Below are 25,934 nucleotides of genomic sequence, written 5' to 3'. Positions count from 1 at the left end.
CCGTGACATCCGTCACCCCCGCTCCGGCTCCGGAGCGGGGCGGGCCGCGCCCTCTGCCGGGCGAGGTCTCAGACCGCGCAGCCCGCGAAGAGCACGTCGTCCGAGGAGACCAGGTCCTCCAGGGTCAGCAGGCGGTCGAGGTCGTGGCCGGCGGCCAGGGCGTTGGCGCGCTCGGGTGCGGTCTGGGGGGCGAGGCGCCCCTCCATCACCCCGCCGAGGGCGCGGACGGCGCACGCGGCGACCACTCCCTCCGGGGTGCCGCCGATGCCGAGGACGAGGTCGACGCGGCCCGCGGGATCGGCCGCCTCGATCGCGACCGACACGTCGCCCTCGCCGCGCAGCTCGAGCGCGACCCCGGCCGCGCGCAGAGCCGCGATGAGCCCGGAGTGACGCGGCTTGTCGAGCACGACGACGACCAGCTCCGCGACGGGCTTCCCGAGCGCCGCCGCCAGCCGTGCGGCGTTCTCGGCGGGAGGGAGGTCGAGCGAGACGGCGCCCCGGCCCGCTGCAGAGCAGACCAGCTTGTCCATGTAGAACACGTTGCGCGGGTCGAACAGCGTGCCGCGCGGGGCGAGCGCGATCACGCTCACCGAGCCGGGGAGCCCCTCCGCCGTGAGTCGGGTGCCGTCGAGCGGATCGACCGCCACGTCGCAGGAGGGAGCGGAGGCGCGGCCGAGGCGCTCGCCGTTCGCGAGCATCGGGGCCTCGTCCTTCTCGCCCTCGCCGATCACGACGACGCCGTCGAACGGAGCGTCGGCCAGCACGGCGCGCATCGCCGCGACCGACGCCTCGTCCGCCGCGATCTTGTCGCCGCGCCCGTACCAGCCGCGCGCCGCCTCGGCCGCCGCGCGCACGGCGGCGGCCACCGCCTCCTGCAGCTCGGCCGGGTAGGCGGGCGACGCGATCAGCCGCAGGCCGCTCATGCGCGCGCGGGCTGAGCGGTCGCGGTGCGGACCAGCCGCTCCAGGGTGCGCAGGCCGTCGGAGGAGAGCACCGACTCCAGGTGCCCCTGCACCGACGCGACGTGCTCGCCGCGGAGGGCGTTGACCACTCCCGTCTCCGGGTCGACCGACACCTCGAGCCCCAGCCGGGGCGTGCGCGCGACGCCGGGGGCGACGGAGGAGAAGGTGTTGTAGAAGCCGATCGCGGCGTCCTCGCCGAACACGTCCACCGCCAGGCGCACGCCCTGGCGGGGCGCGGGCAGCGGCTCGACCGGGAGGCCCGCCAGCAGTGAGAGCATCTGGTGGCTGAGGCAGACGGCGAGCATCGGCCGCTCCGCCTCGAGGCGGGTGGTCATCAGCGAGCGCAGGTGCGAGATCCGCGGGTCGGAGTCGTCGCGGGGGTCGCCCGGGCCGGGGCCGAAGACGACGAGGTCGTCGCTCAGCACGTCGGCGACCTCCGACCAGCGCTCGACCCGGGCGTCCATCCCGAGGTGGCGCAGCTGGTGGGCGAGCATCGTCGTGAACTGGTCCTCGTTGTCGACGATCAGCGCGGTGTGCCCGGCGAGGCCGGCGATGTGCTCGGGCGCCTGGGGCCGGAGCCAGAACGAGGCGAGCCGCTCGTTGCGCGCCTCGAGCGCCTCCTGCACGCCCGGCTGCGCGTTCAGGTCGAGGGCCGGCGGCACCTCGCGGTGCGGCAGCAGGCCGAGGGCGGAGAGGACGCCCGACGCCTTCGCCCGCGTCTCGGCGACCTCGCCCTCGGGGGTGGAGTGGCGCACGAGCGTCGCGCCGGCCGGCACGGTGAGGCGGCCGTCCGCGCGGAGGTAGGCGGTGCGGATGAGGATGGGGGCGTCGACCGTGTAGCCGTGCTCCTCCGGCTCGAAGAGGGCGAGCACGCCGGAGTAGTAGCCGCGCGGCTCCTTCTCGTACTCGGCGATCACGGCGCACGCGTTCTCCATCGGCGAGCCGGTGACCGTGGGCGCGAACATCGTCAGCCGCAGGACCTCGCGCACGTCGAGTCCGGTGCGGCCCTCGAGCAGGTACTCGGTGTGGCTGAGTCGCGACATCTGCTTGAGGAACGGCCCGAGGATGCGGCCGCCGTCCGGGCAGACCGCGCTCATCATCTTCATCTCCTCGTCCACGACCATGAAGAGCTCCTCGCTCTCCTTGACGTCGGCGAGGAACGCGAGCACCTCCTCCCCGGTGGGTCCGGCCGCGGGGTGGCGGAAGGTGCCGCTGATCGGGTTCATCATGGCGACGCCGTCGCGCACCGAGACGTGGCGCTCGGGGGTCGCGCCGACGGCGGTGACCGTCTGCGCGCCGTCGACGCCGGGGGTGTGGATCGCGAAGGTCCAGTACGCGCCGGACTCGTCGGTGAGCAGGCGGCGGAACCAGGCCAGGACCGCCTCGACGGGCGGCGCGTCGGTCTGCGCGACGAAGGCGCGGTTGATGACGAAGTTGGCGCCCTCGCCGCGGCCGATCTCGTCCTCGATCACCCGGCGGACGATGTCGGCGTACTCGTCGTCCGGCACGTCGAAGCCGCGCTCCTCGACCGGGATCTCCCGCTCGGGCAGCAGCCGCAGCACCTCGGCCAGGGGGACGCTCTCGCGCTCGCGCACCACGAGGTTGCGCAGCGGGGCTCCGTCGTCCTTCGCCGCGAAGCCGCGCTCGCGCACCTGCCGGTAGGGCACGAGGGTCAGCACGTCGTCGCCGTCGAGCGGGATGTCGGCCAGGCCCTCGACGTCGAGCACGTCGCCCGTGAACACGTCGACGGCGTCGCGGCCCTGGCGGAGGACCACCGCGAACGGCAGCGTCCCGTCGGAGGCGAGGATGCGGGAGAGGAGCGAGGTCATCGTGGTCCTTGTATCGGGTCGTGCCCCACCCGGGCCCTGACATGCAGAACGACCGCCCGGAGGAGGCGGTCGCGTGCGAGGGGTCTGCGCGTCGGTCCGCCTAGGAGGCGGGCCACCAGGGGCTTCGGATCGACGTGCGCACGCGGCGAGTCTAGGGGAGAGCCGGGCGGCGGCCAAGCGGTGTCAGGCGGCCGGCCGCTCGGTCGGCTCGCCCCGCAGGGTCCGGAGCAGGAGGGTCGCGCCGGCCGTCGCGGCGGGGGTGGCGACGACCGCGCCCCCGGGGACGAGGAACGCCAGGTAGACGGCGATGCCGAAGCCGAGCGAGACCGCGCGGTGCTCGCCGAGGAGGCGGCGGCGGTCGCGGAGGGAGAGCCCCCGGGCGTCGCCCGCGAACCCGGTCAGCTCGAGCGCGAGGGCCCTCCCGCCGACCAGGGCGCCCGCGACGAGGCCGACGATCGAGCCGACCAGCGGCACCAGGCCCAGCAGCACCAGGACCACGCCGATCCCGAGGGAGGTGGCGACCAGCACGGCGGAGTCGCGGAGGCCGCGGCCGACCCCCTGCCAGAAGGTGGTCTCGCGCTCGTCGGGCACGCCGCCGAGGTCGTCCTCGACCCGCCGCCAGATCCGCTCGTAGAAGGGGTCGCCGACCAGCAGGGTCACCGCGGCGAAGAGGACCACGCCGAGGGCGAGCACGGCGCCGACCACCGCGATCGAGAGCACCAGGCGGACGGTGGCGGCCGTGCCCTCGTCCCAGCCGCCAGCGAACGGGGTGAGCGCGGTCACCGCGTCCTGCACCCGCGTGAGCACCAGGACCAGCACGCCGACGAAGACCAGGCCGACGATCAGGGGCGGGATCGCGCCGAGGAGCATCGCCCGCGGCGAGCGGACCCAGGTGCGGAAGCCGCGGAGGAAGAGCCGGGCACCGAGGCCGAGATCGCGGAGGACGCTCATCCCCCGATCCTCGCAGGTGGGTCCGGGTCGGGGGTCCGGCAGAACGCCCGACTGCACGGGACGTGGAACCTCAGACCCGCTCGAACGGAGCGAGCAGCCCCGCCATCGCCTTCGTCCGCGGCGCGGCGTACTCGTCGCGCCGCGAGGTGCTGACGCCCATCGCGACGAGCCCCTCCACCAGGCGCACCGCCGAGGCGACGCCGTCGATCACGGGCACGCCCAGCTCCCGTGAGAGGTCGCGGCACAGGTCGGCCATGCCCGCGCAGCCCAGAACGATCGAGTCGGACCCGTCGACGGCCAGCGCTTCGGCGCACTCCGCCAGGATCGCGCGGCGGGCGTCGGAGCGGGGGTCGTCGAGTTCGAGCACGGGGATGTCGCAGGCGCGCACCTGACGGCAGGCGTCGCCGAACCCGGCGCGGCGGGCGATGTCCCAGGCGCGGCCGCTCGTGCGCGAGAGCGTGGTGACCACGCTGAAGCCCCGGCCGACGAGCGCGGCCATGTGCATGGCGGCCTCGGCGATCCCCACGACCGGGCCGCTCGCGATCTCGCGCGCGGCGTCGACGCCCGGGTCGCCGAAGCACGCGATGACCGCGCCGTCGCAGCCGGCCGCCTCCGCCCGGGCGATCTCGTGCAGGACGCCGGGCACGGCGAGCGCCTCGTCGTAGTGGCTCTCGATCGACGCCGGACCCATCGGCGGGGTGACGGCCGTGATCTCGGTGCCGAGCGAGGCGACGGAGCGGGCGGCCCGGCCGATCGCCGCGGTCATCGCAGTGCTGGTGTTCGGGTTGACGACGGTGATGCGCATGGTGGTTCCTCGGTTCGGGTGCCGGGAGGGGGAGGGACCCGCCCGGCCGCCGGTCCGCGGGATGCGGAGCGGCCGGGGCGGATCCCTCCTCCGTGCCGGCCGGATCAGACGGTCGAGCCGTCGCTGACGTGCTCGAGGTCCTCGTCGAGGCGCCCGATCCGCGGCGCGCGCCGCTCGAGCACGGCCATCGCGACGAATCCGAGCCCGCAGCCGAGGAACCAGCTGTAGTCGCCGAGCCAGGTGAACTCCGCGCCTCCCGCCTCCGCGATCCAGCGCGGCACGAGCACCGAGGCGACGGAGGGGACTCCGCCGATCACGGTCGCCCAGACGGCGTTGGGGTTGAAGCCGCGCGAGAACCAGTAGCGGCCCTTCTCGCTCATCGTGTAGAGGTCGTCCACCCAGACGCGCTGGCGGCTGATCAGGTAGTAGCCCGCGATGAGGACGCCGAACAGCGGTCCGATCAGCGCGCCGAGGATGCCGAGCGTGTAGTGGATGGCGGTGTCGTTCGAGTACCAGTTCCACGGGGTGAGCAGCACCGAGCCGACGGCGGCGATCATGCCGCCCATCCGCCAGCTGATCTTCTTCGGGTTGACGTTCGAGAAGTCGAACGCGGGGGAGATGAAGTTGGCGACGATGTTGATGCCGATCGTCGCGATGACGAAGGTGAGCCCGCCGAGGAGCACGGCGAACCAGGTGTCGATCCGCTCGACGGTCTCGATCGGGTCGGTGATCAGCTCGCCGAAGACCGGCACGGTCGCCGAGGCGGTGATCACGGTGAGGAGGGAGAAGAAGAGGAAGTTGATCGGGAGGCCGAGCAGGTTGCCGCGCTTCACGGCGCCGTAGCTGCGGGCGTACCGGGAGAAGTCGCCGAAGTTGAGCATCGGGCCCGAGAAGTAGGAGACGACCAGGGCGACGGCCGAGATCATCACCGGCACAGCGGCGGCGAGGTCGAGCGGCTCGCCGGAGCCGAGGGTGAGCGAGATGTTCTCCCAGCCCGCCTGCGACACCAGGTAGACGGCCAGCACGAGCATCACCACGTAGACCGCCGGTCCCGCCCAGTCGATGAAGCGGCGGATCGACTCCATGCCCCGCCAGAACAGCGCGGCCTGCGCGACCCAGAGGATCGCGTAGGAGAGGTAGCCCAGGGCCGAGAGGCCGAGGAACGACGCCTCGGGCGTGTTCAGGGCGGCCATGCCCGGGAAGAACTTGAGGAAGACGATGTTCAGCGACTGCGCCGCCAGGTAGGTCTGCACGCCGTACCAGGCGATCGCGATCAGTCCGCGGATGATCGCCGGGATGTTCGCGCCGCGGATGCCGAAGATCGCGCGGTTGATGACGGGGTAGGGCACGCCGGTGACCTGGCTGGGCTTGGCGACGAGGTTGCAGAAGACCTGCACGATCACGATGCCCACCACCAGGGCGACGAGCACCTGCCAGCCGGCCAGGCCCAGCGCGAAGAGCGAGCCCGCGGTCACGTACCCGCCGACGCTGTGCACGTCCGACATCCAGAACGCGAAGATGTTGTAGCTCGACCAGCGCTGCTTCCGGAGCGGGGCGAGGTCCTCGTTGGAGAGGCGGTCGTCGTAGCCGGCGCTCGCCGCGGCGGCGGGATCCGGATCGACGGGAGGAGCGTTGACTCGGGGTGCGGTGACTCGGTCGGACATGGGTGGATCCACCTCTCGGGCGGTCGTGCGCAGAGCGGCACGGAGCGGATGTGTCAGGGTGGTCGGGACGTCCGGCCGAGGAGGCGGGGCGTCGCGGAGAGCGTTCCGAGTGAAGTGATCACTTCACGCGGGCCACGCTACGAGTCGGGAGGCCGCCGCTCGTTTCGGCTCCGTTACGGCTGTGTGACGATCCGCGAGAGGGGACGGGCCATGCCCTCCGACGACACCGCGCCCGACGAGGCGGCCGCCCGGGCGATCGCGGACGGGGCCGGACTCGGCGCCCGGCTGCGGGAGCTGCGGCTCTCGGCGGGCCTGTCGCTGAAGGCACTCGCCGGGCGACTCGGCATCTCCGTGAGCGCCGTCTCGCAGATCGAGCGCGGAGCCATGCAGCCCTCGGTCGGCCGGCTGATCGCCCTCGTGGACGCGCTGGGGGTCCCGCTGTCCGCCGTGTTCGACCAGGGCGCGTCGGCGCCGGTCGAGACCGCGGTCGTCCGGGCGCGCGAGTCGGCGCCCGTGGCGCTCGAGGGCGGAGTGCTGTTCCGCCGTCTGGCGCCGCGTCCGCTGGACGCCGTCGACTTCTTCGAGTCGACCTACCCGCCGGGCTCGACCTCGACGGCGCACCGGCAGCTGCTCCGCCACGACGGGTTCGAGATGGGGACGGTGACGCTCGGAGAGCTGACGGTCGAGTTCGAGGACGAGTCGGTCGTCCTCGGGCCGGGCGACGCCATCACGTTCCCGTGCGAGCGGCCGCACCGCATGGTCAACACGGGCTCGACCACGGCGATCGCGACCTGGCTGATCGTCCACCGCTGACACCGCGCCGGTGCTTCGTGCCGGACCCCTGGCGGCACCACCTGCGTATGGGACCCTGGTCCTCGCTCCTCCACAACGGGCGGACGACCGTCTCCTGTCCACACCCCGGTCGGGATCGGGGCGCGGCGGGCCCTCGGTGTCGGTACCGCCTGGTGGGCTGGTCTCCTCGACCGAGGGGTGCGGAACGTGGAGGAGCGGATGGACGGCAGGAACGACGAGGGGTGCCCGCGCTGGTGCGCGGGCGAGCACGACGAGCTGGTCGCGGCGGGGGAGCGGCTGCACCGCTCCGCGGCGAGCTCGCTCCCGGTGGTGCTCTGGGCGCGTGGAGACGGGGCCGCGGGCGCGACGGTGCACGTCTCCCTGTGCCGCCCGGGGGAGTCGGGGGAGGACAGGCTCCGCCTGGAGGCCGACGGGCTCGGCGAGGTCGACCTCGATCTCAGCTCGGGGTCGCGGCTGGCCGGCGCGGTGCTCCGGCTACTCGGCGCCTCGTGAGGTGCGCGGCGGGTCGGGCGGCAGGAGGTCCGTCAGCTCGATCTCGAGCGCCTCGCAGAGCGCGAGGAGGGTGTGCAGCGTGGGGTTCGCGGGCGAGCCGGGCTTCGACTCGCCCTTCTCGAACTTCTGGTAGGTGTAGCCCGCGAGCCCGGCCGCGTGGGCGATCCGCTCCTGGCTGGCGCCCTTGGCGATGCGGGCCCGGTGCATGTTGGTGCCGAGCTCGCGGGCGTAGGTCGCCCAGTCGCGCTCGGGAGTGGGTGTCGACATGCCCGCCAGCTTCGGAGAAGTTCGGCCGCGGGTCAGCCATACACGGATGGGAAATTGCCGGTGGTCATACCCGGGTGACCACCGGCGGCGCCTCCGGAGCCCCGAGGGCCCCGCGACGGCAGCGCCTAGTATGGCCGGGTGCCAGTGAACCCCGAACTCGTCGGGCGCGTCTTCGCGCCCACGGAGCCCTATCAGGTGGGGCGCGAGAAGGTGCGCGAGTTCGCCCGCGCCGTCTCCGCGACCTCCCCCCTGCACCACGACGTCGAAGCCGCCCGCGCCGCCGGGCACCCCGACCTCGTCGCTCCGCCCACCTTCGCCGTCGTCGTGCAGGAGTTCACGCTCCAGCAGCTGCTCGCCGAGCCCGACGGCGGGATCGACTTCAGCCGCGTCGTGCACGGAGACCAGCGCTTCGTGCTGTCCCGTCCGGTCGTCGCCGGCGACGAGCTGACCGCGACCCTCTCGGTCGCCGCCATCAAGAAGCTCGGCGCCCACTCGATGGTCACCACCGAGTCCCGCATGGTCGACGCGAGCGGCGAGCACGTCGTCACCGCGATCTCGACCCTCGTGGTCAGGGGAGACGAATGAGCACCGCACTGCCCGCCCTCGCCGAGCTGAGCGTCGGCCAGGTCGTCGCCGAGAGCCGCTTCCCGATCGACCGCGGCACCCTGGTGCGCTACGCGGGCGCCTCGGGCGACTTCAACCCCATCCACTACCGCGACGACGTCGCCGCCGAGGTCGGCCTGCCCGGCGTGCTCGCGCACGGCATGCTCACGATGGGCACCGCGGTGCAGGTCGTCGTCGACTGGGTCGGCGACCCCGGACGCGTGGTCGACTACCAGGTGCGCTTCACCCGCCCTGTCGTGGTGGACCCGCGCGACGGCGCCGCGATCGACGTGGTCGCCAGGATCGGTGCTGTGAACGCCGAGGAGGGCTGGGTCCGCGTCGACCTCGCCGTCTCGGTCGAGGGCCAGTCCGTCCTCGGCAAGGCCCAGGCCCGGGTCCGACTCGCGTGACCTCCGCGCCGCTGCTCTCCGCCCTGACCACCCTCCGCGTCGGCGGACCCGCCGAGCGCCTCGTCGAGCCCGCCACCGAGGCGGAGCTGGTCGAGACGCTCGTCGGCCTGTGGTCGGACGACGAGCCGTGGCTGCTGCTCGGCGGCGGCTCCAACCTCCTCGTGGGCGACGACGGGATCGAGGGCACGGTCGTGCGCGTGCGCACCACCGGCGTCGAGCGGCTCCCCTCCGACGAGCCGGGGCGCGTGCTCCTGCGGGTGCAGGCGGGCGAGTCGTGGGACGGCCTCGTCGCGACCACCGTGGAGCGCGGCTGGGCGGGCCTCGAGGCCCTCAGCGGCATCCCCGGCACGGTCGGGGCGTCGCCGGTGCAGAACATCGGCGCCTACGGCCAGGAGCTCTCGGACACACTGGTCGCGATCGACTTCCTCGACGAGGGCGCCCGCGAGCCCGTCCGGCTGACGGCGGAGGAGCTGCAGTTCGCCTACCGCACCTCCGTGATCAAGCAGGGCCGCCGGGGCGCGGTGCTGGCCGTCGAGTTCGCGCTCGAGGAGGTCGGCGCCGAGGGCGACGGCACTCCCGTCGCCTACGGTCAGCTGGCGTCGGCGCTCGGAGTCGCGCTCGGCGACCGCGTGCCGCTCGCGCGGGTGCGCGAGACCGTGCTGGCGCTGCGTGCGGGCAAGGGCATGGTCCTCGATCCGGAGGACCCGGACACCGCGAGCGCCGGCTCCTTCTTCACCAACCCCCTCGTCACGAGCGCGTTCGCCGACTCCCTGCCGCCCGAGGCGCCGCGCTGGCCGGTCGAGCCGACGGCGGAGGCGCCCGTCATCACCCCGCTCGCCGCGGTCGAGGCAGGAGCGCCCGTCGGGCTGCCCGTGCCTCCCCGCGCCGACGGCCTGGTGAAGCTCAGCGCCGCGTGGCTGATCGAGCACGCCGACGTCTCGCGCGGTTTCGCCCTGCCCGGCTCGCGGGCCGCCGTGTCGAGCAAGCACACCCTCGCCCTGACCAACCGCGGAGGAGCGACGGCCGAACAGGTCGCCGAGCTCGCCCGGTACGTCCAGGGCCGCGTCCTGGCGGAGTTCGGCGTGCTGCTGCACCCCGAGCCCGTCGTGGTCGGCACCGCGGTCTGAGTCCGCGCGGTCTGCGCGCGCAGGCCCCGCGCTCGCGGGGACGCGCGCCCTCCGGCCGCGGCCTCCTCCGGCTCAGCTGTCGCGGCGGATCCAGCGGAAGCCGAAGCGGCAGGCGACGAGCCCCACGACGAGCCAGATACCGAGCACCAGCGCGACGCCGCCGAGGTCCCACGACCCGTTCACCTCCGCCTCCTCGAACCCGCTCGGCAGGAACACGGCGCGCATGCCCTGCGCGATCCACTTGAGCGGGAAGACGCTCGCCGTGTTCTGCAGCCAGTCCGGCAGCGTCGTGAACGACAGGTACGACCCCGAGATGAACTGCAGCACGAGCAGCGGCGGCACGATCACGGCGGTCGCGCTCTTGCCCGAGCGGGGCAGCGCGGAGACGGCGATGCCGAGGATGGCCGACGTCGCGACTCCTGCCAGGTAGACCCAGGCGAAGGTCGCCCAGCGCCCGCTGTCGGTGGGCAGCTCGACCGAGAACACCGTCGCCGCGACGAGGAGCAGCAGGGCCGTCTGCGCGAGGCTCGTCACGAGCACCTGGCCGAACTTGCCGATGAAGTAGCTGAAGACCGGCAGCGGTGCCCCCGCGAGGCGCTTGAGCGTGCCGTCGCCGCGCTCGACCGCGATGTCGACGCCCAGGTTCTGGACGCCCGAGAGCAGGATCCCGGCCGCGGCGAGGCCCGGCACGTAGTACTCGGCCATCGGGATGCCCGGGTCCTGCGGGTTCGCCTGCATCACCGCGGTGTCGCCGAACGCGACCGAGAAGATCGTCAGGAGCAGCACCGGGAAGAGGAAGGTGAAGAACACCTGGTCCGGAGCGCGGAAGTACGAGCGGATCTCGTAGCGGGCGCGGGCGAGTCCGAGGCGGACGGTGCGTCCCGGGCCGGTGGAGAGGGTGCGGGGGCGGGTGGCGACGGCGGTCACGCGGGCTCTCCGATCAGGTCGACCGCGTCGCGGTCCTCGCGGATGAGGTCGAGGTAGATGTCCTCGAGGCTGGGGCGGACGACCTCGAGCGCCGTCGGCTCCCCGATCCGGGCGTGCAGCTCGGCGACGGTCCGGGCGGGCTCGGTGGTGCGCAGCCGGTGCAGCACGCCGTCCTCGCGCCACTGCACGATCGGGACGCGCGCCTCGTCCCCTCCGATCGCGCTCATCGGGCCGATGGCCAGGAGCCGCCCGCCGGAGATCACGGCGGCGCGGTCGCCGAGGCGGGCGGCCTCGTCGAGGTAGTGGGTGGTGAGCAGGATGGTCGTGCCCTCGCTCTTGAGCAGAGCGATCAGGTCCCAGAAGGAGTGGCGGGCCTCGGGGTCGAATCCCGTGGTGGGCTCGTCGAGGAACACCAGCTCGGGACGGCCGATGATGCCGAGGGCGACGTCGACGCGGCGGCGCTGGCCGCCGGAGAGGCGCCCGATGCGCGAGCGGGCCTTGGACGTCAGCCCGACGGCCTCGATGGTCTCGTCGACGTCGCGCGGTCGCGGATAGAGGCTGGCGAAGTGCGCGATCTGCTCGCGCACCGTCGCGTTGCCGGACTCGCCGCTGGACTGCAGGACGATCCCCAGACGCGCCTTCCACGCCAGGTCGCCGTGGCGCGGGTCGACCCCGAGCACCGACACCTCGCCGCCGGAGCGGTCGCGGTAGCCCTCGAGGATCTCGATGGTCGTCGACTTCCCGGCGCCGTTGGGGCCGAGGAGCGCGAAGGTCTCGCCCCGGTGGATGTCGAAGGAGACTCCCGCGACCGCCGGAGCGCCCCCGTAGTCCTTCCGCAGGTCGCGGACTCGGACGGCGTGGTCTTCGCTCATCGTCACAGCGTGCCCTGTCGCACCCCTCCGGCGACAGTGATCCCCGATTTCCGCCTCCCTCTTGCCCTCCCCGCCCCGAGATGCCAGGCACCCCTCACCTGTCGGACTGGCGCGTCGCAGTACCCGCCGTCACCGTGCGGCACGGTCGAGCGGCGATCGGCGATCCGCGTGTCGGCGGATCGTCATCCGCGCTGCGCATCCCGCTCTCTGCGACGCACCCCCGTCGTCGAGCCGATCGCGGCCGATCGACGACGCAGGAGGAGGGCTAATCGGTGCCGAAGAGCCGCTGCAGGCGGCGCACGCCCTCGAGGAGCGCGTCGTCGCCGAGGGCGTAGGACAGGCGGAGGTAGCCGCTCGGTCCGAAGGCCTCGCCGGGGACGGTGGCGACCTCGGCCTGCTCGAGGATGAGGTCGGCGAGCTCGAGGGAGGTCGTCGGGGTGGTGCCGTTCCACTCGCGGTTCAGGAGCCCGTTCACGTCGGGGTAGACGTAGAACGCGCCGCCGGGGGTGGGGCACTCGATCCCGTCGATCGCGTTCAGCTCGGCGACGATGGTGCGGCGGCGGCGGTCGAAGGCCAGGCGCATCTCCTCGGCCGGCTCCTGCGGGCCGGTGAGGGCGGCGATCGCGGCGCGCTGCGAGATGTTCGAGACGTTGCTCGAGAGGTGCGACTGGAGGTTCGAGGCGCCCTTGATCGCGTCGGCCGGGCCGACCATCCATCCGACGCGCCAGCCGGTCATCGCGTAGGTCTTCGCGACGCCGTTGACGAGGATCGTCCGGTCGCGCAGGGCCGGCACCGCCTCGACGATCGAGGTCGCGTGCTCGAGCGGGCTCGCGTCGTCCTGGTCGCCGGAGGAGTAGACGAGGTTCTGGTAGATCTCGTCGGCGATGATCCAGAGGCCGTGCTCCTCGGCCCACTCGCCGATCTCGCGGGTCTGCTCGGCCGAGTAGACGGCGCCGGTGGGGTTGGAGGGGGAGACGAACAGGAGCACCTTGGTGCGCTCGGTGCGCGCGGCCTCCAGCTGCTCGACCGTGACCAGGTAGCCCTGGTCGGCGCCCGCGAACACGTCCACCTGCACGCCGCCGGCGAGCTTGATCGCCTCGGGGTAGGTGGTCCAGTACGGGGTCGGCACCAGCACCTCGTCGCCGTCGTCGAGGAGGGTCTGGAAGGCCTGGTAGACGGCCTGCTTGCCGCCGTTGGTGACCACGACCTGCGAGGGGTCGACGGCCCATCCGGAGTCGCGCGCCGTCTTCTCAGCTATGGCAGCGCGGAGGTCGGGGAGGCCCGCCGCGGGGGTGTAGCGGTAGTTCCTCGGGTCGAGCACGGCGGCCGAGGCGGCCTCGACGATGTGCTCGGGAGTGAGGAAGTCGGGCTCGCCGGCGGCGTAGGACACGACCGGGCGGCCCTGGGCCTGGAGGGCCTTCGCCTTGGCGTCGACCTTCAGAGTGGCGGACTCGGCGATGGCGGCGATGCGGGCGGAGATGCGCGTGGTGGAGGACACGACGGCCAGCGTATCCTGCGCGCGCACGGGGCTCCGAGGCCCCCCGCCGCTCGGCTGGACACGCCCTGCGGGTCCACGTACACTCGTCCGAGGTAGTCGATCTCTGCCCTCATCCACAGCGCCCGCGAGGGTCGCGGCGGTGGGGCGGCGGGTCGGTCTCCTCCTCGGATGCTCGCAACGGCATCCATAGGGCGGTGGCTCAATTGGTAGAGCAGCGGTCTCCAAAACCGCAGGTTGCAGGTTCGAGCCCTGTCCGCCCTGCACATCGATGCCCGTCGCACGCGGTCCCCGCGACGCTGCGGTCATCGGTCCAGGGCCGCCCATGACGGGCGGTCGGCCACACCGGAGGTTCCGGTGCGGGAAAGGTGCGTGCAGGTGGCCGGGAAAGCAGTCGACGAGCCGAGCGAGGACGTCGTCGCGATCGCCAATCAGCAGCGAGCCGCGCGGCGCAACCCGTTCGCGCGCATCGCCCTCTTCATCCGGCAGGTCATCGCCGAGCTGAAGAAGGTCGTGACGCCCACCCGCAAGGAGCTGGGCAACTACGTCGTGGTCGTGCTGATCTTCGTCGTCATCATGATGGCGCTGGTGTCCTTCCTCGACTGGGTGTTCGCCCTGGCCGTGACGTACGTGTTCGGCACACCCGCCGCCTGACCCGAGAGCATCCGGGCCGCGCGAGCGGAGGGTGCCGGCGACAGCGGGACGCGCCCCGAGGGGCGCGACCGATCGATCGAGAGAGAGTTGTGACGAGTGTCTGACAGAAACCGCGACGACGTCGACTGGGCGACGGCTGCCGAGCAGTCGTCGGAGGTCGAGGAGGAGCAGGAGGGCGACGTCCAGTCGCAGGCTGAGGATGCCGTCGAGCCCGCCGAGCAGGGTGCGCTGAGCATCATCGACGAGAACGAGTCCGAGGACGACCTCGCCTCCGACCTCGAGGCAGCGCTGGACGCCATCGGCTCCGTCGACGACCCCGAGGCCGACTCCGCCGTCGACGAGGCCGCGCACATCGACACCGTCGAGGAGGCCGAAGCGGCCCTCGAGGCCGTCGAGGACGAGGCCGAGGTCGCCGCCGAGGACGCCGAGTCCGCCGGTGAGGACCTCGCCGACATCGACCCGTACGAGGCCTTCCGCACCGAGCTGCGCGGCAAGCCGGGCAAGTGGTACGTCATCCACTCCTACGCCGGCTTCGAGAAGCGCGTGAAGTCGAACATCGAGAACCGCAAGGTCTCGCTCGAGGCCGAGGACTACATCTTCGAGGTCCAGGTCCCGATGGAGGACGTGGTCGAGATCAAGAACGGCCAGCGCAAGATGGTCACCCGGGTGCGCATCCCCGGCTACGTGCTGGTGCGCATGGACCTCAACGAGGACTCGTGGTCGGTCGTCCGCCACACCCCGGGCGTCACCGGCTTCGTGGGCAACGCCCACAACCCGACCCCGCTGCGCTTCGAGGAGGCCTTCACGATGCTGAAGAGCCTCGTCGAGATCAAGGACGTCGCCCCCTCGAAGACCTCCGGTGCCAAGGGCCAGAAGCAGGCCCAGCGCGTGCTGCCCGCCGAGGTCGACTTCGAGATCGGCGAGACCATCACCATCAAGGAGGGCTCGTTCGCGGGTCTTCCCGGCTCGATCAGCGAGATCAAGCCCGAGAGCGGCAAGCTCACCGTGCTCGTCTCGCTCTTCGAGCGCGAGACCCCGGTCGAGCTGTCGTTCGACCAGGTCACCAAGCTCTGACGCGTCGCCTCCGCGGCGCATGAACGCCCCCTCCGCAGGTCGGAGGGGGCGTTCGCCGTTCCGGGCGGCGCTCCCTCCGGCACCGCCCCACGCGCACCCGGGCGTCGGCCCCTCCTCCGCCCTGTCGGGGGTGGCCCCGCTCGTGTAAGCTCGTACGGGTTTTCGTGTCGGCGCCCGCCTCTGTGCGCGTCGGACGACCCTCCTCCACCGCGATCCGGCACCGTCGGATGCGCGGGAGAGCGGCCGGGAGCCCCCGACCGCTCGAACCCTGAGAAAAGGAATCAGAATGGCCCCCAAGAAGAAGGTCACCGGCCTGATCAAGCTCCAGATCAAGGCCGGCGCGGCCAACCCCGCGCCCCCGATCGGTCCGGCGCTCGGTCAGCACGGCGTCAACATCATGGAGTTCTGCAAGGCGTACAACGCGCAGACCGAGTCGCAGCGCGGCAACGTCATCCCCGTCGAGATCACCGTCTACGAGGACCGCTCGTTCACCTTCGTGCTGAAGACCCCGCCCGCGGCGGAGCTCATCAAGAAGGCCGCCGGCGTCGCCAAGGGCTCCTCGACCCCGCACACCGTGAAGGTCGCGAAGCTCACCCAGGCGCAGGTCCGCGAGATCGCCGAGGCGAAGCAGGTCGACCTGAACGCCAACGACATCGACGCCGCCGCGAAGATCATCGCCGGCACCGCCCGCTCGATGGGCATCACGGTCGAGTAGCGCGACGCGCTGCTCGACGGCGGGAGCGACGCGCCCACCGGCGCGGACCCACCGCGGAAGCCTCGAGAACCCGACGGCGGCCCCTCAGCGGGGTCGCGCGCCCGGTCCGGAAACGCCTCCGCAGGACCTCTCCGCCTCCCGCGAGCAGCACGCACGGCCGCGATCGCGGCACCACCAGAACTCCATCACCCCCGTGGGAGAGCCCGCCAGGCTCTAGAACCACATTCTCGTTTCAAGGAGAAACAACATGGCACAGAAGTCGAAGGCCTACCGGGCCGCCGCGGCCAAGCTCGAAGAGGGCAAGTTCTACACGGCCGACGAGGCCGTCGCGCTCGCCCGCGAGACCGGTTCCGCCAAGTTCAACAGCACCGTCGAGGTCGCCCTCAAGCTCGGTGTCGACCCCCGCAAGGCCGACCAGATGGTCCGCGGCACGGTCATCCTGCCCCACGGCACGGGCAAGACCGCCCGCGTCATCGTGTTCGCGACCGGTCCGGCCGCCGAGGCCGCGCTGGCCGCCGGTGCCGACGAGGTCGGCGGCGCCGAGCTCATCGAGAAGGTCGCGGGCGGGTACACCTCGTTCGACTCCGCCGTCTCGACCCCGGAGCTCATGGGCCAGGTCGGCCGTCTCGGAAAGGTGCTCGGCCCCCGCGGCCTCATGCCCAACCCGAAGACCGGCACCGTGACCCCGGACGTGGCGAAGGCCGTGACCGAGATCAAGGGCGGAAAGATCGAGTTCCGCGTCGACAAGCACGCCAACGTGCACCTCGTCGTGGGCAAGGCCGCGTTCTCCGAGGAGCAGCTCCAGGAGAACTTCAAGACCGCGCTCGACGAGATCCTCCGCCTCAAGCCGTCCTCCTCGAAGGGCCGCTACATCCAGAAGGCCGCCGTCTCGACGACCTTCGGCCCCGGCATCCCGCTGGACGTCAACGTCCTGGCCTGAGCCGAGCACGCACTGACGTGAGGAGGGGGTCCGCTTCGGCGGGCCCCCTCCTTCGTCGTCCCGGCATACTGGACCGGTGATCCGCCGCTCCACTCCGCCGCGCCTCCCGTGACCGTCCGCCGCGCGTCGGCCGCCGATGCCGAGGCCCTGGCCGAGCTGGCCGCCGCGACCTTCCCGCTGGCCTGCCCGCCGCACACCACCGCGGAGGCGAAGGCCGAGTTCGTGCGCACCGTGCTCTCGGTCGAGCGCTTCCGCGACCACCTCGCCGATCCGCTCCGCTCGCTCCTGGTCGACGACGACTCCGGCGCGCTGACCGGCTACGCGATGCTCGTGCGCGGGGAGCCCGCCGACGCCGACGTCGTCGCGGCGATCCGGCTGCGTCCGACCGTCGAGCTCAGCAAGTTCTACCTCCTGCCCGGCCGGCACGGCTCCGGAGCGGCGGCCGCGCTGATGGCCGCGACCCTCGAGGAGGCGCGGGCTCACGGTGCCGCGGGCGTCTGGCTCGGCGTCAACGAGGAGAACGCGCGCGCTCACCGCTTCTACTCCAAGCACGGCTTCGCGGTCGTCGGCCGCAAGCGCTTCCTCGTCGGCGACCGCTGGGAGGACGACTTCGTCCTCGAGCGCTCTCTCTCCTGACCCTCCCCGCGAGACGCCGCCCGGGTACGCGACACGCTCCGCGTGGCGTACCGGAGCGGCATCTCGCCGAGGTCAGCCCTCGGAGACGGTGAGGACGATCTTGCCGCGGGTGTGGCCCGTCTCGAGCTGCTCGTGCGCCTCGCAGGCGCGGGCGAGGGGGAAGATGCCGTCGATGAAGACGCGGACGTCGCCCGACTCGAGAAGGCGCGAGACCACGCCGAGGGTCGCCCCGTCGGGAGCGACGCGGTAGGTGGAGGCGCGCACGCCCGCAGCGGCCGCCTCCTCGAAGAACCCGGGCCAGCTCCCGGTGGGCGCGTTCACGATCAGGCCCCCGGGGCGGAGGACCCTCAGCGAGCGCGAGCCCGTGTCGTCGTGGACGTTGCCGACCAGATCGATGACCACGTCGACGCCGGACAGCAGCTCGTCGAAGCGCTCGGCGGTGTGGTCGATCACCTGCGCGGCGCCGAGCTCGTGCAGCCACTGCAGGTTGCGGGTCGAGCCGGTCGCGATCACCGAGGCGCCGAAGTAGGCGGCGAACTGCACCGCGAAGTGGCCGACTCCGCCCGACCCGGCGTGGATGAGGATCCGCTGGCCCTCGTGCGCCTTGGCGAGCTCGACGACCATGCCCCAGGCGGTGAGCGCCGCGAGCGGGACGCCGGCCGCTTCGACGTGCGAGAGCGTCGACGGCTTCCGCGCGATGGAGACGCTCGGCACGCTGACGTACTCCGCGTAGGAGCCCGAGTAGCGCGGCACCATGACGAAGCCGTAGACCTCGTCGCCCGGCCGCAGCGGATGCGCCGGGTAGGGGCTCGAGACGACGACGCCCGAGAAGTCGTGGCCGAGGACCGCAGGGTAGGAGGCGATCTGCGAGGCGACCCCCTGGCCCGCGCGCGTCTTCGCGTCGAGCGGGTTCACGCCGGCCGCGACCACCTTCACGGTGAACTCGGCGTTGATGGCGGAGGGTGTCGGCACGGTCGCCAGGTGCAGGGCGGAGGCGTCGCCCGGCGCGTCGATCACCGCCGCCGTCATCGTGTCGGGGAGGACGACCTCCTCCGGGATCTCGCCGATCGCGAGGCCGTGCCCGAGCGCGCTGGTGTGCATCGTCGCCTTTCCTGTCGCTGAGGCGTGCGGGTGGAGCGTGCCGAGGACGTCGCCCCCGATCCCCGCATCCGACGCCGCGACCAGTCAATCGAGGCAATGAGTCGGCGCTGTTACGGGGGTGTCACCCTCGGGAGAAGATTGGCGCGCGGAGCCGCGGGCGCCCGGTCTGGCACGATGAGGGGATGCGACGCCGACGTACCCTGCTGGTCGGCGGTGCCCTCCTGGTCCTGGCCGGGCTCGTGGTCCTCCTGGCCGCCCGGATCAGCATCGGCACCAGCCGCTGGGTCTACGTCAGCGAGATGGGCGCGCCGGACCTGCCGACGGCGGGCGCCTTCGAGGCCGCTCTTCTGCTCGTGGCGGCCGGCGGCGCGCTGATCGCCGCGGGCGCCTGGCCGGTGCGCGCCCGCCTGCTCCCCGCCCTCCGCCCGGCGGGCGCGATCCTCCTGGCGGCCGCCTGCTTCGCGCTCGCCTCGCAGGTGACCTGCACGGCGGGCTGCCCGCTGCCGGTCGGGCCGGCCTTCCGCTGGCAGGACCTCATCCACACCTCGGCCGCCGTCCTCGGCTTCGGGGCCGCCTGCGCCGCGATGCTCCAGCTGGCGACCGTGCGGGGGCGCCCGGCGGTCGCGCGGCTCTCGCTCGCCGCGGGGATCTCGGTGGCGGTCGTCGCCGGGACGGGCGGGATCCTGTCGCTCCTGCGCGTGTGGCTGCGGCTCGGCGGCACGCTCGAGTTCGTGGCGACGGCGATCGCAGTGCTCTGGCTCGCGTTCGTCGGCTTGGTGCTCGCGCTCGAGGACCTCAGCGCTGAGCGAGCCAGCCGCGGACGTGCCCGCGGATCCGGTCCTGCTGAGCGGCGAAGCCCTCGTCCCGCGACGGCACCCGCTCGCAGTCCGCATCCGGAAGAGCCCTAGCCCACGCCTCCGCGACCTCGACCGGGTGCACGGGGTCGCGCTCGGCCGCGATCACCAGGGTGCGCGCGATGACCTCGCCCAGCTCTCCGGAATCGCGGTAGGCGGCGTTCCGCGGGATCTGGGCGAGACGGACGGCGCGCTCGGCCGCGCGCGGGGAGCGGAACTGCAGTGTCAGCGCCTCCGCCGACGCGGGGGACACCTCGGCGGCGCGCGCGAACAGGCCCGAGGCGCGGAACATCCGCTCGCCGCGCTTCGCGCCGTGGTCGTGCAGCAGCTGCGCGATGACGGGGAACACGGTGAGGTTCTCGGGCAGCGGCTCGGCGGTGAAGGCGGGGCGCACGAAGACGGCGCGGTCGATCGGCAGCACGCGTCGGACCGCGAGGCGCAGGGCGATCGCGGCGCCCATCGAGATGCCGAGCACCGTGAGCGGCTTGTGCGCGGCTCCGGCGCGCACGACCTCCTCCATCACCTCGTCGGCGAGCGCCTCGAGGGAGAAGTCGTCGGGCGCGCCGAGCAGCTCGGAGGCGCCGTGGGCGCGGACGTCCGGAGCGATGACCTCGCTGCCGGCGGGGAGGGCGGAGCGCAGCAGTCCCAGCGGCTGGGAGCGGTCGCCGCCCAGGCCGTGCAGGAGGAGGACCGTCACCGGGCGCGCGTCCGCTCGTGCAGCTCGGCCATCAGCATCCCCGCCAGCCGCACGAGGATGTGGATCTCGTCCTCGTCGCGGTCGACCCAGCGGGAGTTCGGCTCGCCCTCGATCGGCACGAAGTCGCGGTGCTGCTCCCAGACGACGAGCGTGCGCTCGGCGCCGAGGACGTACTGCTGCCAGAAGACCTGCCGCAGGTAGTGGCGCGGGATGCTCCGCCACGGCTTCGTCGTGGTCTTGATCTCGCAGAGCTCGAGTCGGCCGTCCTCGCGGAGGCCGATGCCGTCGGGCGTGGCGAGGTGGCGCCGCTCCTGGCTCGCGTGGAAGAGGGTGCTGCTGGGCTCGATCGCGTGCTCGCTCCGCACCCAGGCGGCGATCTCGGGCTCGCGGGCGCGGCCGTGGTCGGTGAAGGCGTTGCCGCCGAAGCCGGTGCCGTAGAGCTTGTCGAGCGCGGCCCTGCCGATCGCGGCGGGGGAGGAGAGGCGGGCGACGTCGGTCGCCGTGATGCCGCGCGAGCGGGCGCGGAGCCAGGCGACGCGGTCCGAGGAGTCGGCGACGACCCTCCGGAGGTGCGGGGGCTCGGCGTCCGTGAAGACGGGCTGCGTCTCCCAGGGGAAGGAGAGCTGCAGGTCGGGCACCGATTCATTCTCTGCCCCCTGCGGCGCCCGGTCGAATCGGCACGCCGACCCGCGGCGTCTCACCGGGGCGCGACGGCCCGCGCCGGCGGCTCAGGCGTCGAGGAAGGCGTCGACGTGCGCGGGGGAGAGGAGGTGGCGCCGGACCATCAGGGCGGCGCCGCGGACGCCTCCGCCCTGGGCCGCGGCCTGCACGATGTCGAGCGCGCGGGTCGCCAGGGGGAGGGAGCGGCGGTAGACGACCTCGCGGACCCCGGCGAGGACCTCGTGGCTGGCCTGGGCGATGCTGCCGCCGACGACGATGACGGACGGGTTCAGGAGGTTCACGCAGGTGGCGAGCACCTCGCCGATGTCGCGGCCGGCGGCGCGCGTGAGCTCGACGGTGGTGGGGTCCCCGCCGGTCAGCAGGGTGACGACGTCGGAGGTGCTGGCGGCGTCGATCCCGGACTCGGTCAGCCGGCGGGCGATCGCCGAGCCGCTCGCGATCGCCTCGAGGTCGGCCTCGCCGCGGTCGCCGGGGACCTGCACGTGGCCCAGGTCGCCCGCCGCTCCGAGGGCTCCGCGCTGCAGGGCGCCGCCGCTGACGATCCCGGCTCCGATGCCGGTGGAGACCTTCACGTAGAGGAGGTCGTCGACGTCGGCGTAGTGGTCGGCGTGCTCGCCGAGCGCCAGCAGGTTCACGTCGTTGTCGACGAGGACGGGCACGGGGAGGCGGCGGCCGACGAACTCCGGGATGTCGAAGCGGTCCCAGCCGGGCATGATCGGCGGCTTCACCGGGCGGCCCGTCGCGTGCTCGACGGGTCCGGGGACGCCGACGCCGACTCCCGCGAGCGGGCCGGCCGCCGGAGTCCGGCCGAGCAGGGCCGCGGCGACGTCGAGGGCGTGGCCGAGGACGGCGAGGGGGCCGTCGGCGATGGCGATGCTCTCGCGGCGGCGGGCGAGGACCGTGCCGTCGAGGTCGGTCAGGGCGACGACGGCGTGCGCGGCGCCCAGGTCGACGGCGAGGAGGCTGCGCGCCCGGGGGTCGAAGGCCACGCGGGCGGCGGGGCGGCCTCCGGAGGAGGGGGCGTCGTCCTGCCGGGCGACCAGGCCGGAGGCGGTGAGGACGTCGAGCTGGGCGGAGACGGCCGCGCGCGGCAGGCCCGTCTCGGCGACCACGTCGGCCCGCGTCCGGGGCGCCCCGTCGGCCAGCAGGAGCAGCAGCTCGCCGACCGCGCTGACGGTGATGCGGCGGCGCGGGGACATGGCCAGAGTCAACCACAGCGCCCGTGCTTCTGTGCGGCGGGTGCCCGACTTGGCGGGCGCGCAGGGCTAGTTTTGCTTGTCCGTGAGCAAAAGTCCGCGTAGGGTTCGAGGCACACCTTCCGATGCGATCAGGAGCCCCACCGGTGGCCACACCCCCAGACCTCTCTGTCCAGCTGTACTCGGTGCGCGAGCCGCTCGCGGCCGATCTGCCCGCCACCCTCGACCGCCTCGCGGCGATCGGCTTCACCACGGTCGAGCTCTTCGGGTTCGTCGACCTGGCCGACGCCTACCGCGCGGCGCTCCCGGCCAGCGGACTGCGCGCTCCCAGCGCCCACGCGCGCCTCCTCGGCCCGCAGGGCGACGCCACCGTCGACGAGATCCTCGACACGGCCGCCTCGCTCGGCGTCGAGACCGTGATCGACCCCTTCGTCGACCCGACCCGCTGGACCACCGCGGACGACGTCGCCCGCATCGCCGACGAGCTGAACGCGCTGGTCGACTCCGCCGCCGCCCGCGGCCTGGTGCTCGGCTACCACAACCACGCCTTCGAGTTCGAGAACCGCGTCGACGGCCGCAGCGCCTTCGAGCACCTCGCGGGCCTGCTCGACCCGCGCATGGTCCTCGAGCTCGACACCTACTGGGCGGCCGTCGGCGGCGACGACCCGGTCGAGGTGCTCGGACGCCTCGGCGACCAGGTGCGCTTCCTGCACGTGAAGGACGGCCCGATCTCGGCCGACACCCAGGAGCAGCTGCCCGCGGGCGAGGGCGCGATGGACGTCCCGGCGATCCTCGCCGCCGCTCCTCAGGCCCTGCCCGTGCTGGAGTTCGACGCCTACGCCGGCGACATCTTCGAGGGCCTGGAGTCGGCCCACCGCTACGTCTCGGGGCTCGGCGCATGAGCGGCACCGGCCGCGTGGGCGTCGGCGTCATCGGCGCCGGCAACATCAGCACCCAGTACCTGACCAACCTCACCGTCTTCCCCGACCTCGAGGTGCTCTTCGTCGCCGACATCGACCTCGAGCGGGCGAGGACCCAGGCCGAGGCCTTCGGCGTCCCCGCCTCCGGCACCGTCGAGGAGCTCCTCGCGCACGAGGGCATCGAGATCGTCGTGAACCTCACGATCCCGGCCGCGCACGTCGAGGTCGCGCGCCGCGCGGTCGAGGCGGGCAAGCACGTGTGGACCGAGAAGCCCTTCTCGCTCGACCGCGACAGCGGGATCGAGCTGCTCGCGCTGGCGAAGGACAAGGGGCTGCGCGTCGCGACCGCTCCCGACACCTTCCTGGGCGCGGGCCTCCAGACGGCGCAGCGCGTGATCGAGAGCGGAGCCATCGGCACGCCGCTCTCCGCCCTCGCCCTCTTCCAGGGCCCCGGCCCCGAGTCGTGGCACCCGAACCCGGAGTTCTTCTTCGCCGAGGGCGGCGGACCGCTGCTGGACATGGGCCCGTACTACATCACCACGCTCGTGCAGAACCTCGGCCCCGTCGAGAGCGTCACCGCCGTCTCGTCCCAGGCCCGCGCCACCCGCGTGGTGGGCTCCGGCCCGAAGGAGGGCACCGAGTTCCCGGTGACCATCCCGACGCACATCGGCGGGCTGCTCCGCTTCGAGTCCGGGGCTTCGGCCCAGGGCGTGTGGAGCTTCGAGTCGAGCCTGCCGCGCACCGGCTTCGTCGAGATCAACGGCTCCGAGGGCACCCTCGTCCTCCCCGACCCGAACCAGCACGACGGAGAGATCACCCTGCACCGCCGCGGGTCCGCCGAGCCTGAGGTCATCGCGGCGACCGGCTCGACCGCCTCCCGCGGCACCGGCGTGCTCGAGCTCGCCCGCGCGATCCGGGCCGACCGCCCCGAGGCCGCCTCCGGAGACCTCGCCTATCACGTCACCGACGTGATGCTCTCGCTGCTCGAGGCCGCCGAGACCGGCGAGAAGGTCCTCGTCACCAGCTCCGTGACGCCCCGCCCCGCACTGCCCGAGAGCTGGGACCCGACCGAAGCGACCCTCTCCTGATGCCCGCGCCCCTGCGCGTCGGCGTGCTCGGCGGCGGCTTCATGGCGGCCGTGCACAGCCGCGCGGCCCGCAGCGCCGGAGCGGTGCTCGCCGGAGTCGCCTCCTCCACCCCGGAGAAGGGCGAGCGGGCGGCGGCCGAGCTCGGCGTCGAGCGCGCCTACCCGGACGCCCGGGCCCTGATCGAGGACGAGAGCATCGACCTCGTGCACGTCTGCACCCCGAACGCCACGCACGCCGCACTCGCGCTCGCGGCGATCGAGGCGGGCAAGCACGTGGTCTGCGAGAAGCCGCTCGCCGCGACGCTGCGGGAGGCGGAGTCGCTCGCTGCGGCCGCGTCCTCCGCCGGCGTGGTGGCGACCGTCCCGTTCGCCTACCGCTTCCACCCGATGGTGCGCGAGGCCCGTGCCCGCGTGGCCTCCGGCGAGACCGGCCGTCTGGTCACGGTCCGCGGGAGCTACCTCCAGGACTGGCTGCTGGGCGCCTCCGACGACAACTGGCGCGTCGACCCGGCCGCCGGCGGCCGCTCGCGCGCCTTCGGCGACATCGGCTCGCACCTGGTCGACCTGCTGGAGTTCGTCACCGGCGACCGGATCGACTCGCTCGCCGCGATCACGAGCACCGTCCACGCCGAGCGCGGCGGCCGCCCGGTGAGCACCGAGGACGTGGCCGGCCTGATCGTCCGGCTCGAGGGCGGCGCCGTCGGCACGCTCCTCGTCTCGCAGGTCACCGCGGGCCACCGCAACGAGCTGGTGCTCGAGGTGTCCGGGCTGGAGGAGTCGCTGCGCTTCGAGCAGGAGCTCCCCGAGACGCTGTGGGTCGGCCGGCGCGACAGCGCCCTGCTGGTGCCGCGCGACGCCTCGATCCTCGCGCCCGATGCGGCCCGGCTCTCGATCGTGCCGAGCGGTCATCCGATGGGCTACCAGGACGCCTTCACAGCGTTCGCCCGCGACACCTACGCCGCAGTGGCGGGCGCCGACGTGGAGGGTCTGTCGACCTTCGCCGACGGCCTCCGCGCGGCGCGCATCACCGAGGCCGTGCTCGACGCGGCCGAGACAGGCGCCTGGGTGACCGTGCCCACCGCCGACGACCGGACGGAGATCGCCGCATGAGCGACGAGAAGACCTACCCCGCCACCCACCCCGTGACGCTGTTCACCGGTCAGTGGGCCGATCTGCCCTTCGAGGAGGTCGCCCGACTCGCCGCCGAGTGGGGCTACGACGGACTCGAGATCGCGGCCTCGGGCGACCACCTCGACCTCAAGCGCGCGGACGAGGACGACGCCTACGCCGCCTCGCGTCTGGAGATCCTCGACCGCTACGGCCTCGAGGTCTTCGCCATCTCGAACCACCTCACCGGCCAGGCCGTCTGCGACGACCCGATCGACTTCCGCCACAAGGCACTCGTGCGCGACTACACCTGGGGCGACGGCGACGCGGAGGGGGTGCGGCAGCGCGCCGCCGAGGACATGAAGCGCTCGGCGCGGGTCGCCCGCAAGCTCGGCGTGGACGTGGTCGTCGGCTTCACCGGCTCGAAGATCTGGCCCTACGTGGCGCAGTTCCCGCCGGTGCCGGCCTCCGTGATCGACGAGGGGTACGAGGACTTCGCGACGCGCTGGAACCCGATCCTCGACGAGTTCGACGCGAACGGCGTGGTCTACGCGCACGAGGTGCACCCGTCCGAGATCGCCTACGACTACTGGTCGAGCGTGCGCACCCTCGAGGCGATCGGTCACCGCCCGGCCTTCGGCTTCAACTGGGACCCGTCGCACATGATGTGGCAGGACATCGACCCGGTCGGCTTCATCGTCGACTTCAAGGACCGGATCCACCACGTCGACTGCAAGGACACCCGCCTGCGCCCGAAGAACGGCCGCGCGGGCGTGCTCGGCTCGCACCTGCCGTGGGGCGACCCGCGCCGCGGCTGGGACTTCGTCTCGACGGGGCACGGCGACGTCCCGTGGGAGGACGCGTTCCGCGCGCTGGAGTCGATCGGCTACTCCGGCCCGATCTCCATCGAGTGGGAGGACGCCGGGATGGACCGCCTCCACGGCGCGAAGGAGGCCGTCGGCTTCATCCGCTCGCTGCTCTGGAGGACCCCGACCGCGTCGTTCGACGCCGCGTTCTCGAACCAGTAGCCGCGCGGCTCCCCTCGGCGGGATCCC

At 73.0% G+C, this 25,934-nt stretch carries 28 protein-coding genes and 1 tRNA gene; 16 read left to right on the top strand and 13 right to left on the bottom strand.

The genetic code is table 11. From position 1 onward, the window contains the following. Positions 1-68: 68 nt before the first annotated feature. From C5C63_RS12620 to C5C63_RS12600, 5 genes are all read right to left on the bottom strand, one after another. Complete coding sequence (locus C5C63_RS12620) at positions 69-923, bottom strand: fructose-bisphosphatase class II family protein (protein ID WP_104257174.1); 855 nt, start codon at positions 921-923, stop codon at positions 69-71. Further along, complete coding sequence (locus C5C63_RS12615) at positions 920-2,791, bottom strand: anthranilate synthase family protein (protein ID WP_104326168.1); 1,872 nt, start codon at positions 2,789-2,791, stop codon at positions 920-922. Before C5C63_RS12615 ends, C5C63_RS12620 begins: the two co-directional genes overlap by 4 nt. Before the next feature lie 183 nt (positions 2,792-2,974). Further along, a complete protein-coding gene (locus tag C5C63_RS12610; RefSeq protein WP_104326167.1) occupies positions 2,975-3,742 on the bottom strand; it encodes an EI24 domain-containing protein in 768 nt (255 codons plus the stop codon). A gap of 70 nt (positions 3,743-3,812) precedes the next feature. Beyond that, positions 3,813-4,547: an aspartate/glutamate racemase family protein gene (locus C5C63_RS12605; RefSeq protein ID WP_104234239.1), complete on the bottom strand. Its 735-nt coding sequence runs from the start codon at positions 4,545-4,547 to the stop codon at positions 3,813-3,815. Between the two features lie 104 nt (positions 4,548-4,651). Then, positions 4,652-6,211: an NCS1 family nucleobase:cation symporter-1 gene (locus C5C63_RS12600; protein ID WP_104326166.1), complete on the bottom strand. Its 1,560-nt coding sequence runs from the start codon at positions 6,209-6,211 to the stop codon at positions 4,652-4,654. A gap of 210 nt (positions 6,212-6,421) precedes the next feature. Between C5C63_RS12600 and C5C63_RS12595 the strand changes: the two genes are divergently transcribed. Both C5C63_RS12595 and C5C63_RS12590 read left to right on the top strand, forming a co-directional pair. Further along, positions 6,422-7,024, top strand: coding sequence for a helix-turn-helix domain-containing protein (locus tag C5C63_RS12595; RefSeq protein ID WP_104227043.1), 603 nt, complete (start codon positions 6,422-6,424; stop codon positions 7,022-7,024). Positions 7,025-7,222: 198 nt separating this feature from the next. Continuing rightward, a complete protein-coding gene (locus tag C5C63_RS12590) occupies positions 7,223-7,516 on the top strand; it encodes a DUF6907 domain-containing protein (protein WP_104326165.1) in 294 nt (97 codons plus the stop codon). On the opposite strand, the gene C5C63_RS12585 is transcribed toward C5C63_RS12590, so the two are convergent. Further along, positions 7,499-7,783: a helix-turn-helix domain-containing protein gene (locus C5C63_RS12585; RefSeq protein WP_104223625.1), complete on the bottom strand. Its 285-nt coding sequence runs from the start codon at positions 7,781-7,783 to the stop codon at positions 7,499-7,501. The genes C5C63_RS12590 and C5C63_RS12585 overlap by 18 nt on opposite strands. Positions 7,784-7,921: 138 nt before the next feature. Between C5C63_RS12585 and C5C63_RS12580 the strand changes: the two genes are divergently transcribed. From C5C63_RS12580 to C5C63_RS12570, 3 genes are read left to right on the top strand one after another with little or no spacing between them, the layout of a single operon-like run. After that, positions 7,922-8,368 carry a MaoC family dehydratase N-terminal domain-containing protein gene (locus tag C5C63_RS12580; RefSeq protein WP_104227045.1) on the top strand — a complete coding sequence of 149 codons (447 nt, stop codon included), beginning with the start codon at positions 7,922-7,924 and terminating at the stop codon, positions 8,366-8,368. Beyond that, positions 8,365-8,796, top strand: coding sequence for a MaoC/PaaZ C-terminal domain-containing protein (locus tag C5C63_RS12575; protein ID WP_104238284.1), 432 nt, complete (start codon positions 8,365-8,367; stop codon positions 8,794-8,796). The genes C5C63_RS12580 and C5C63_RS12575 overlap by 4 nt, the downstream gene beginning before the upstream one ends. Further along, complete coding sequence (locus C5C63_RS12570) at positions 8,793-9,923, top strand: UDP-N-acetylmuramate dehydrogenase (RefSeq protein ID WP_104326164.1); 1,131 nt, start codon at positions 8,793-8,795, stop codon at positions 9,921-9,923. The genes C5C63_RS12575 and C5C63_RS12570 overlap by 4 nt, the downstream gene beginning before the upstream one ends. 72 nt (positions 9,924-9,995) lie before the next feature. On the opposite strand, the gene C5C63_RS12565 is transcribed toward C5C63_RS12570, so the two are convergent. The 3 genes from C5C63_RS12565 to C5C63_RS12555 form a co-directional block, all read right to left on the bottom strand. Beyond that, on the bottom strand, positions 9,996-10,850 hold the full coding sequence (locus C5C63_RS12565; RefSeq protein ID WP_104223629.1) for an ABC transporter permease: 855 nt from the start codon (positions 10,848-10,850) through the stop codon (positions 9,996-9,998). Beyond that, entirely contained in the window at positions 10,847-11,722 is an 876-nt protein-coding gene (locus C5C63_RS12560) for an ABC transporter ATP-binding protein (RefSeq protein ID WP_104223630.1), read from the bottom strand. Before C5C63_RS12560 ends, C5C63_RS12565 begins: the two co-directional genes overlap by 4 nt. 265 nt (positions 11,723-11,987) lie before the next feature. After that, a complete protein-coding gene (locus C5C63_RS12555; RefSeq protein WP_374954099.1) occupies positions 11,988-13,229 on the bottom strand; it encodes a pyridoxal phosphate-dependent aminotransferase in 1,242 nt (413 codons plus the stop codon). A 179-nt stretch (positions 13,230-13,408) separates the two neighbouring features. On the opposite strand from C5C63_RS12555, the gene C5C63_RS12550 reads away from it, so the two are divergent. The 6 genes from C5C63_RS12550 (at position 13,409) to C5C63_RS12525 (ending at position 17,236) form a co-directional block, all read left to right on the top strand. Beyond that, positions 13,409-13,481 (top strand) — tRNA-Trp (locus C5C63_RS12550). Positions 13,482-13,595: 114 nt separating this feature from the next. After that, entirely contained in the window at positions 13,596-13,871 is a 276-nt protein-coding gene (gene secE / locus C5C63_RS12545; protein ID WP_068208793.1) for a preprotein translocase subunit SecE, read from the top strand. Positions 13,872-13,967: 96 nt separating this feature from the next. Further along, a complete protein-coding gene (gene nusG, locus C5C63_RS12540; protein WP_104223631.1) occupies positions 13,968-14,945 on the top strand; it encodes a transcription termination/antitermination protein NusG in 978 nt (325 codons plus the stop codon). 286 nt (positions 14,946-15,231) lie between these two features. Further along, complete coding sequence (gene rplK, locus C5C63_RS12535; protein ID WP_104223632.1) at positions 15,232-15,660, top strand: 50S ribosomal protein L11; 429 nt, start codon at positions 15,232-15,234, stop codon at positions 15,658-15,660. A 247-nt stretch (positions 15,661-15,907) separates the two neighbouring features. Then, positions 15,908-16,600, top strand: coding sequence for a 50S ribosomal protein L1 (gene rplA / locus C5C63_RS12530; protein ID WP_104257179.1), 693 nt, complete (start codon positions 15,908-15,910; stop codon positions 16,598-16,600). A 108-nt stretch (positions 16,601-16,708) separates the two neighbouring features. Beyond that, the gene (locus tag C5C63_RS12525; protein WP_104326163.1) at positions 16,709-17,236 is read left to right on the top strand and encodes a GNAT family N-acetyltransferase; all 528 of its coding nucleotides are present in this window, start codon (positions 16,709-16,711) and stop codon (positions 17,234-17,236) included. A 72-nt stretch (positions 17,237-17,308) separates the two neighbouring features. Here the strand turns inward: C5C63_RS12525 and C5C63_RS12520 are convergent, their stop codons facing one another. After that, positions 17,309-18,337, bottom strand: a complete 1,029-nt coding sequence (locus C5C63_RS12520) for an NADP-dependent oxidoreductase (RefSeq protein ID WP_374952914.1) — start codon at positions 18,335-18,337, stop codon at positions 17,309-17,311. Positions 18,338-18,519: 182 nt separating this feature from the next. Between C5C63_RS12520 and C5C63_RS12515 the strand changes: the two genes are divergently transcribed. Continuing rightward, positions 18,520-19,245 (top strand): DUF998 domain-containing protein, encoded by a 726-nt coding sequence (locus C5C63_RS12515; protein ID WP_104223635.1) that lies wholly within the window; start codon positions 18,520-18,522, stop codon positions 19,243-19,245. Here the strand turns inward: C5C63_RS12515 and C5C63_RS12510 are convergent. The 3 genes from C5C63_RS12510 to C5C63_RS12500 form a co-directional block, all read right to left on the bottom strand. After that, entirely contained in the window at positions 19,133-19,888 is a 756-nt protein-coding gene (locus C5C63_RS12510; RefSeq protein WP_181110618.1) for an alpha/beta fold hydrolase, read from the bottom strand. The genes C5C63_RS12515 and C5C63_RS12510 overlap by 113 nt on opposite strands. Next, positions 19,885-20,517 carry a YqaJ viral recombinase family protein gene (locus tag C5C63_RS12505; protein WP_104238303.1) on the bottom strand — a complete coding sequence of 211 codons (633 nt, stop codon included), beginning with the start codon at positions 20,515-20,517 and terminating at the stop codon, positions 19,885-19,887. Before C5C63_RS12505 ends, C5C63_RS12510 begins: the two co-directional genes overlap by 4 nt. Positions 20,518-20,616: 99 nt before the next feature. After that, a complete protein-coding gene (locus tag C5C63_RS12500) occupies positions 20,617-21,768 on the bottom strand; it encodes an ROK family transcriptional regulator (protein ID WP_104223637.1) in 1,152 nt (383 codons plus the stop codon). Between the two features lie 143 nt (positions 21,769-21,911). Between C5C63_RS12500 and C5C63_RS12495 the strand changes: the two genes are divergently transcribed. From C5C63_RS12495 to C5C63_RS12480, 4 genes are read left to right on the top strand one after another with little or no spacing between them, the layout of a single operon-like run. Beyond that, a complete protein-coding gene (locus C5C63_RS12495; RefSeq protein WP_258059739.1) occupies positions 21,912-22,667 on the top strand; it encodes a sugar phosphate isomerase/epimerase in 756 nt (251 codons plus the stop codon). Next, complete coding sequence (locus C5C63_RS12490) at positions 22,664-23,773, top strand: Gfo/Idh/MocA family protein (protein WP_104326162.1); 1,110 nt, start codon at positions 22,664-22,666, stop codon at positions 23,771-23,773. Before C5C63_RS12495 ends, C5C63_RS12490 begins: the two co-directional genes overlap by 4 nt. Continuing rightward, the gene (locus C5C63_RS12485; protein WP_104292418.1) at positions 23,773-24,882 is read left to right on the top strand and encodes a Gfo/Idh/MocA family protein; all 1,110 of its coding nucleotides are present in this window, start codon (positions 23,773-23,775) and stop codon (positions 24,880-24,882) included. Before C5C63_RS12490 ends, C5C63_RS12485 begins: the two co-directional genes overlap by 1 nt. Further along, on the top strand, positions 24,879-25,907 hold the full coding sequence (locus C5C63_RS12480) for a sugar phosphate isomerase/epimerase (protein ID WP_181067905.1): 1,029 nt from the start codon (positions 24,879-24,881) through the stop codon (positions 25,905-25,907). The genes C5C63_RS12485 and C5C63_RS12480 overlap by 4 nt, the downstream gene beginning before the upstream one ends. Positions 25,908-25,934 lie beyond the last annotated feature (27 nt).

The sequence above is a fragment of the Rathayibacter sp. AY1B8 genome (assembly GCF_002932775.1).
Lineage (GTDB): Bacteria > Actinomycetota > Actinomycetes > Actinomycetales > Microbacteriaceae > Rathayibacter.
Note: the sequence above shows the minus strand (reverse complement) of the source record. Positions and strands in the feature narration are given on the sequence as shown.

Excerpts from the sequence above, each read along its gene's own strand:
- C5C63_RS12620 (WP_104257174.1), bottom strand. The coding sequence starts at position 923 with ATGAGCGGCCTGCGGCTGATCGCGTCGCCCGCCTACCCGGCCGAGCTG.
- C5C63_RS12615 (WP_104326168.1), bottom strand. The coding sequence starts at position 2,791 with ATGACCTCGCTCCTCTCCCGCATCCTCGCCTCCGACGGGACGCTGCCG.
- C5C63_RS12610 (WP_104326167.1), bottom strand. The coding sequence starts at position 3,742 with ATGAGCGTCCTCCGCGATCTCGGCCTCGGTGCCCGGCTCTTCCTCCGC.
- C5C63_RS12605 (WP_104234239.1), bottom strand. The coding sequence starts at position 4,547 with ATGCGCATCACCGTCGTCAACCCGAACACCAGCACTGCGATGACCGCG.
- C5C63_RS12600 (WP_104326166.1), bottom strand. The coding sequence starts at position 6,211 with ATGTCCGACCGAGTCACCGCACCCCGAGTCAACGCTCCTCCCGTCGAT.
- C5C63_RS12595 (WP_104227043.1), top strand. The coding sequence starts at position 6,422 with ATGCCCTCCGACGACACCGCGCCCGACGAGGCGGCCGCCCGGGCGATC.
- C5C63_RS12590 (WP_104326165.1), top strand. The coding sequence starts at position 7,223 with ATGGACGGCAGGAACGACGAGGGGTGCCCGCGCTGGTGCGCGGGCGAG.
- C5C63_RS12585 (WP_104223625.1), bottom strand. The coding sequence starts at position 7,783 with ATGTCGACACCCACTCCCGAGCGCGACTGGGCGACCTACGCCCGCGAG.
- C5C63_RS12575 (WP_104238284.1), top strand. The coding sequence starts at position 8,365 with ATGAGCACCGCACTGCCCGCCCTCGCCGAGCTGAGCGTCGGCCAGGTC.
- C5C63_RS12560 (WP_104223630.1), bottom strand. The coding sequence starts at position 11,722 with ATGAGCGAAGACCACGCCGTCCGAGTCCGCGACCTGCGGAAGGACTAC.
- rplK (WP_104223632.1), top strand. The coding sequence starts at position 15,232 with ATGGCCCCCAAGAAGAAGGTCACCGGCCTGATCAAGCTCCAGATCAAG.
- rplA (WP_104257179.1), top strand. The coding sequence starts at position 15,908 with ATGGCACAGAAGTCGAAGGCCTACCGGGCCGCCGCGGCCAAGCTCGAA.
- C5C63_RS12520 (WP_374952914.1), bottom strand. The coding sequence starts at position 18,337 with ATGCACACCAGCGCGCTCGGGCACGGCCTCGCGATCGGCGAGATCCCG.
- C5C63_RS12515 (WP_104223635.1), top strand. The coding sequence starts at position 18,520 with ATGCGACGCCGACGTACCCTGCTGGTCGGCGGTGCCCTCCTGGTCCTG.
- C5C63_RS12500 (WP_104223637.1), bottom strand. The coding sequence starts at position 21,768 with ATGTCCCCGCGCCGCCGCATCACCGTCAGCGCGGTCGGCGAGCTGCTG.
- C5C63_RS12490 (WP_104326162.1), top strand. The coding sequence starts at position 22,664 with ATGAGCGGCACCGGCCGCGTGGGCGTCGGCGTCATCGGCGCCGGCAAC.
- C5C63_RS12485 (WP_104292418.1), top strand. The coding sequence starts at position 23,773 with ATGCCCGCGCCCCTGCGCGTCGGCGTGCTCGGCGGCGGCTTCATGGCG.
- C5C63_RS12480 (WP_181067905.1), top strand. The coding sequence starts at position 24,879 with ATGAGCGACGAGAAGACCTACCCCGCCACCCACCCCGTGACGCTGTTC.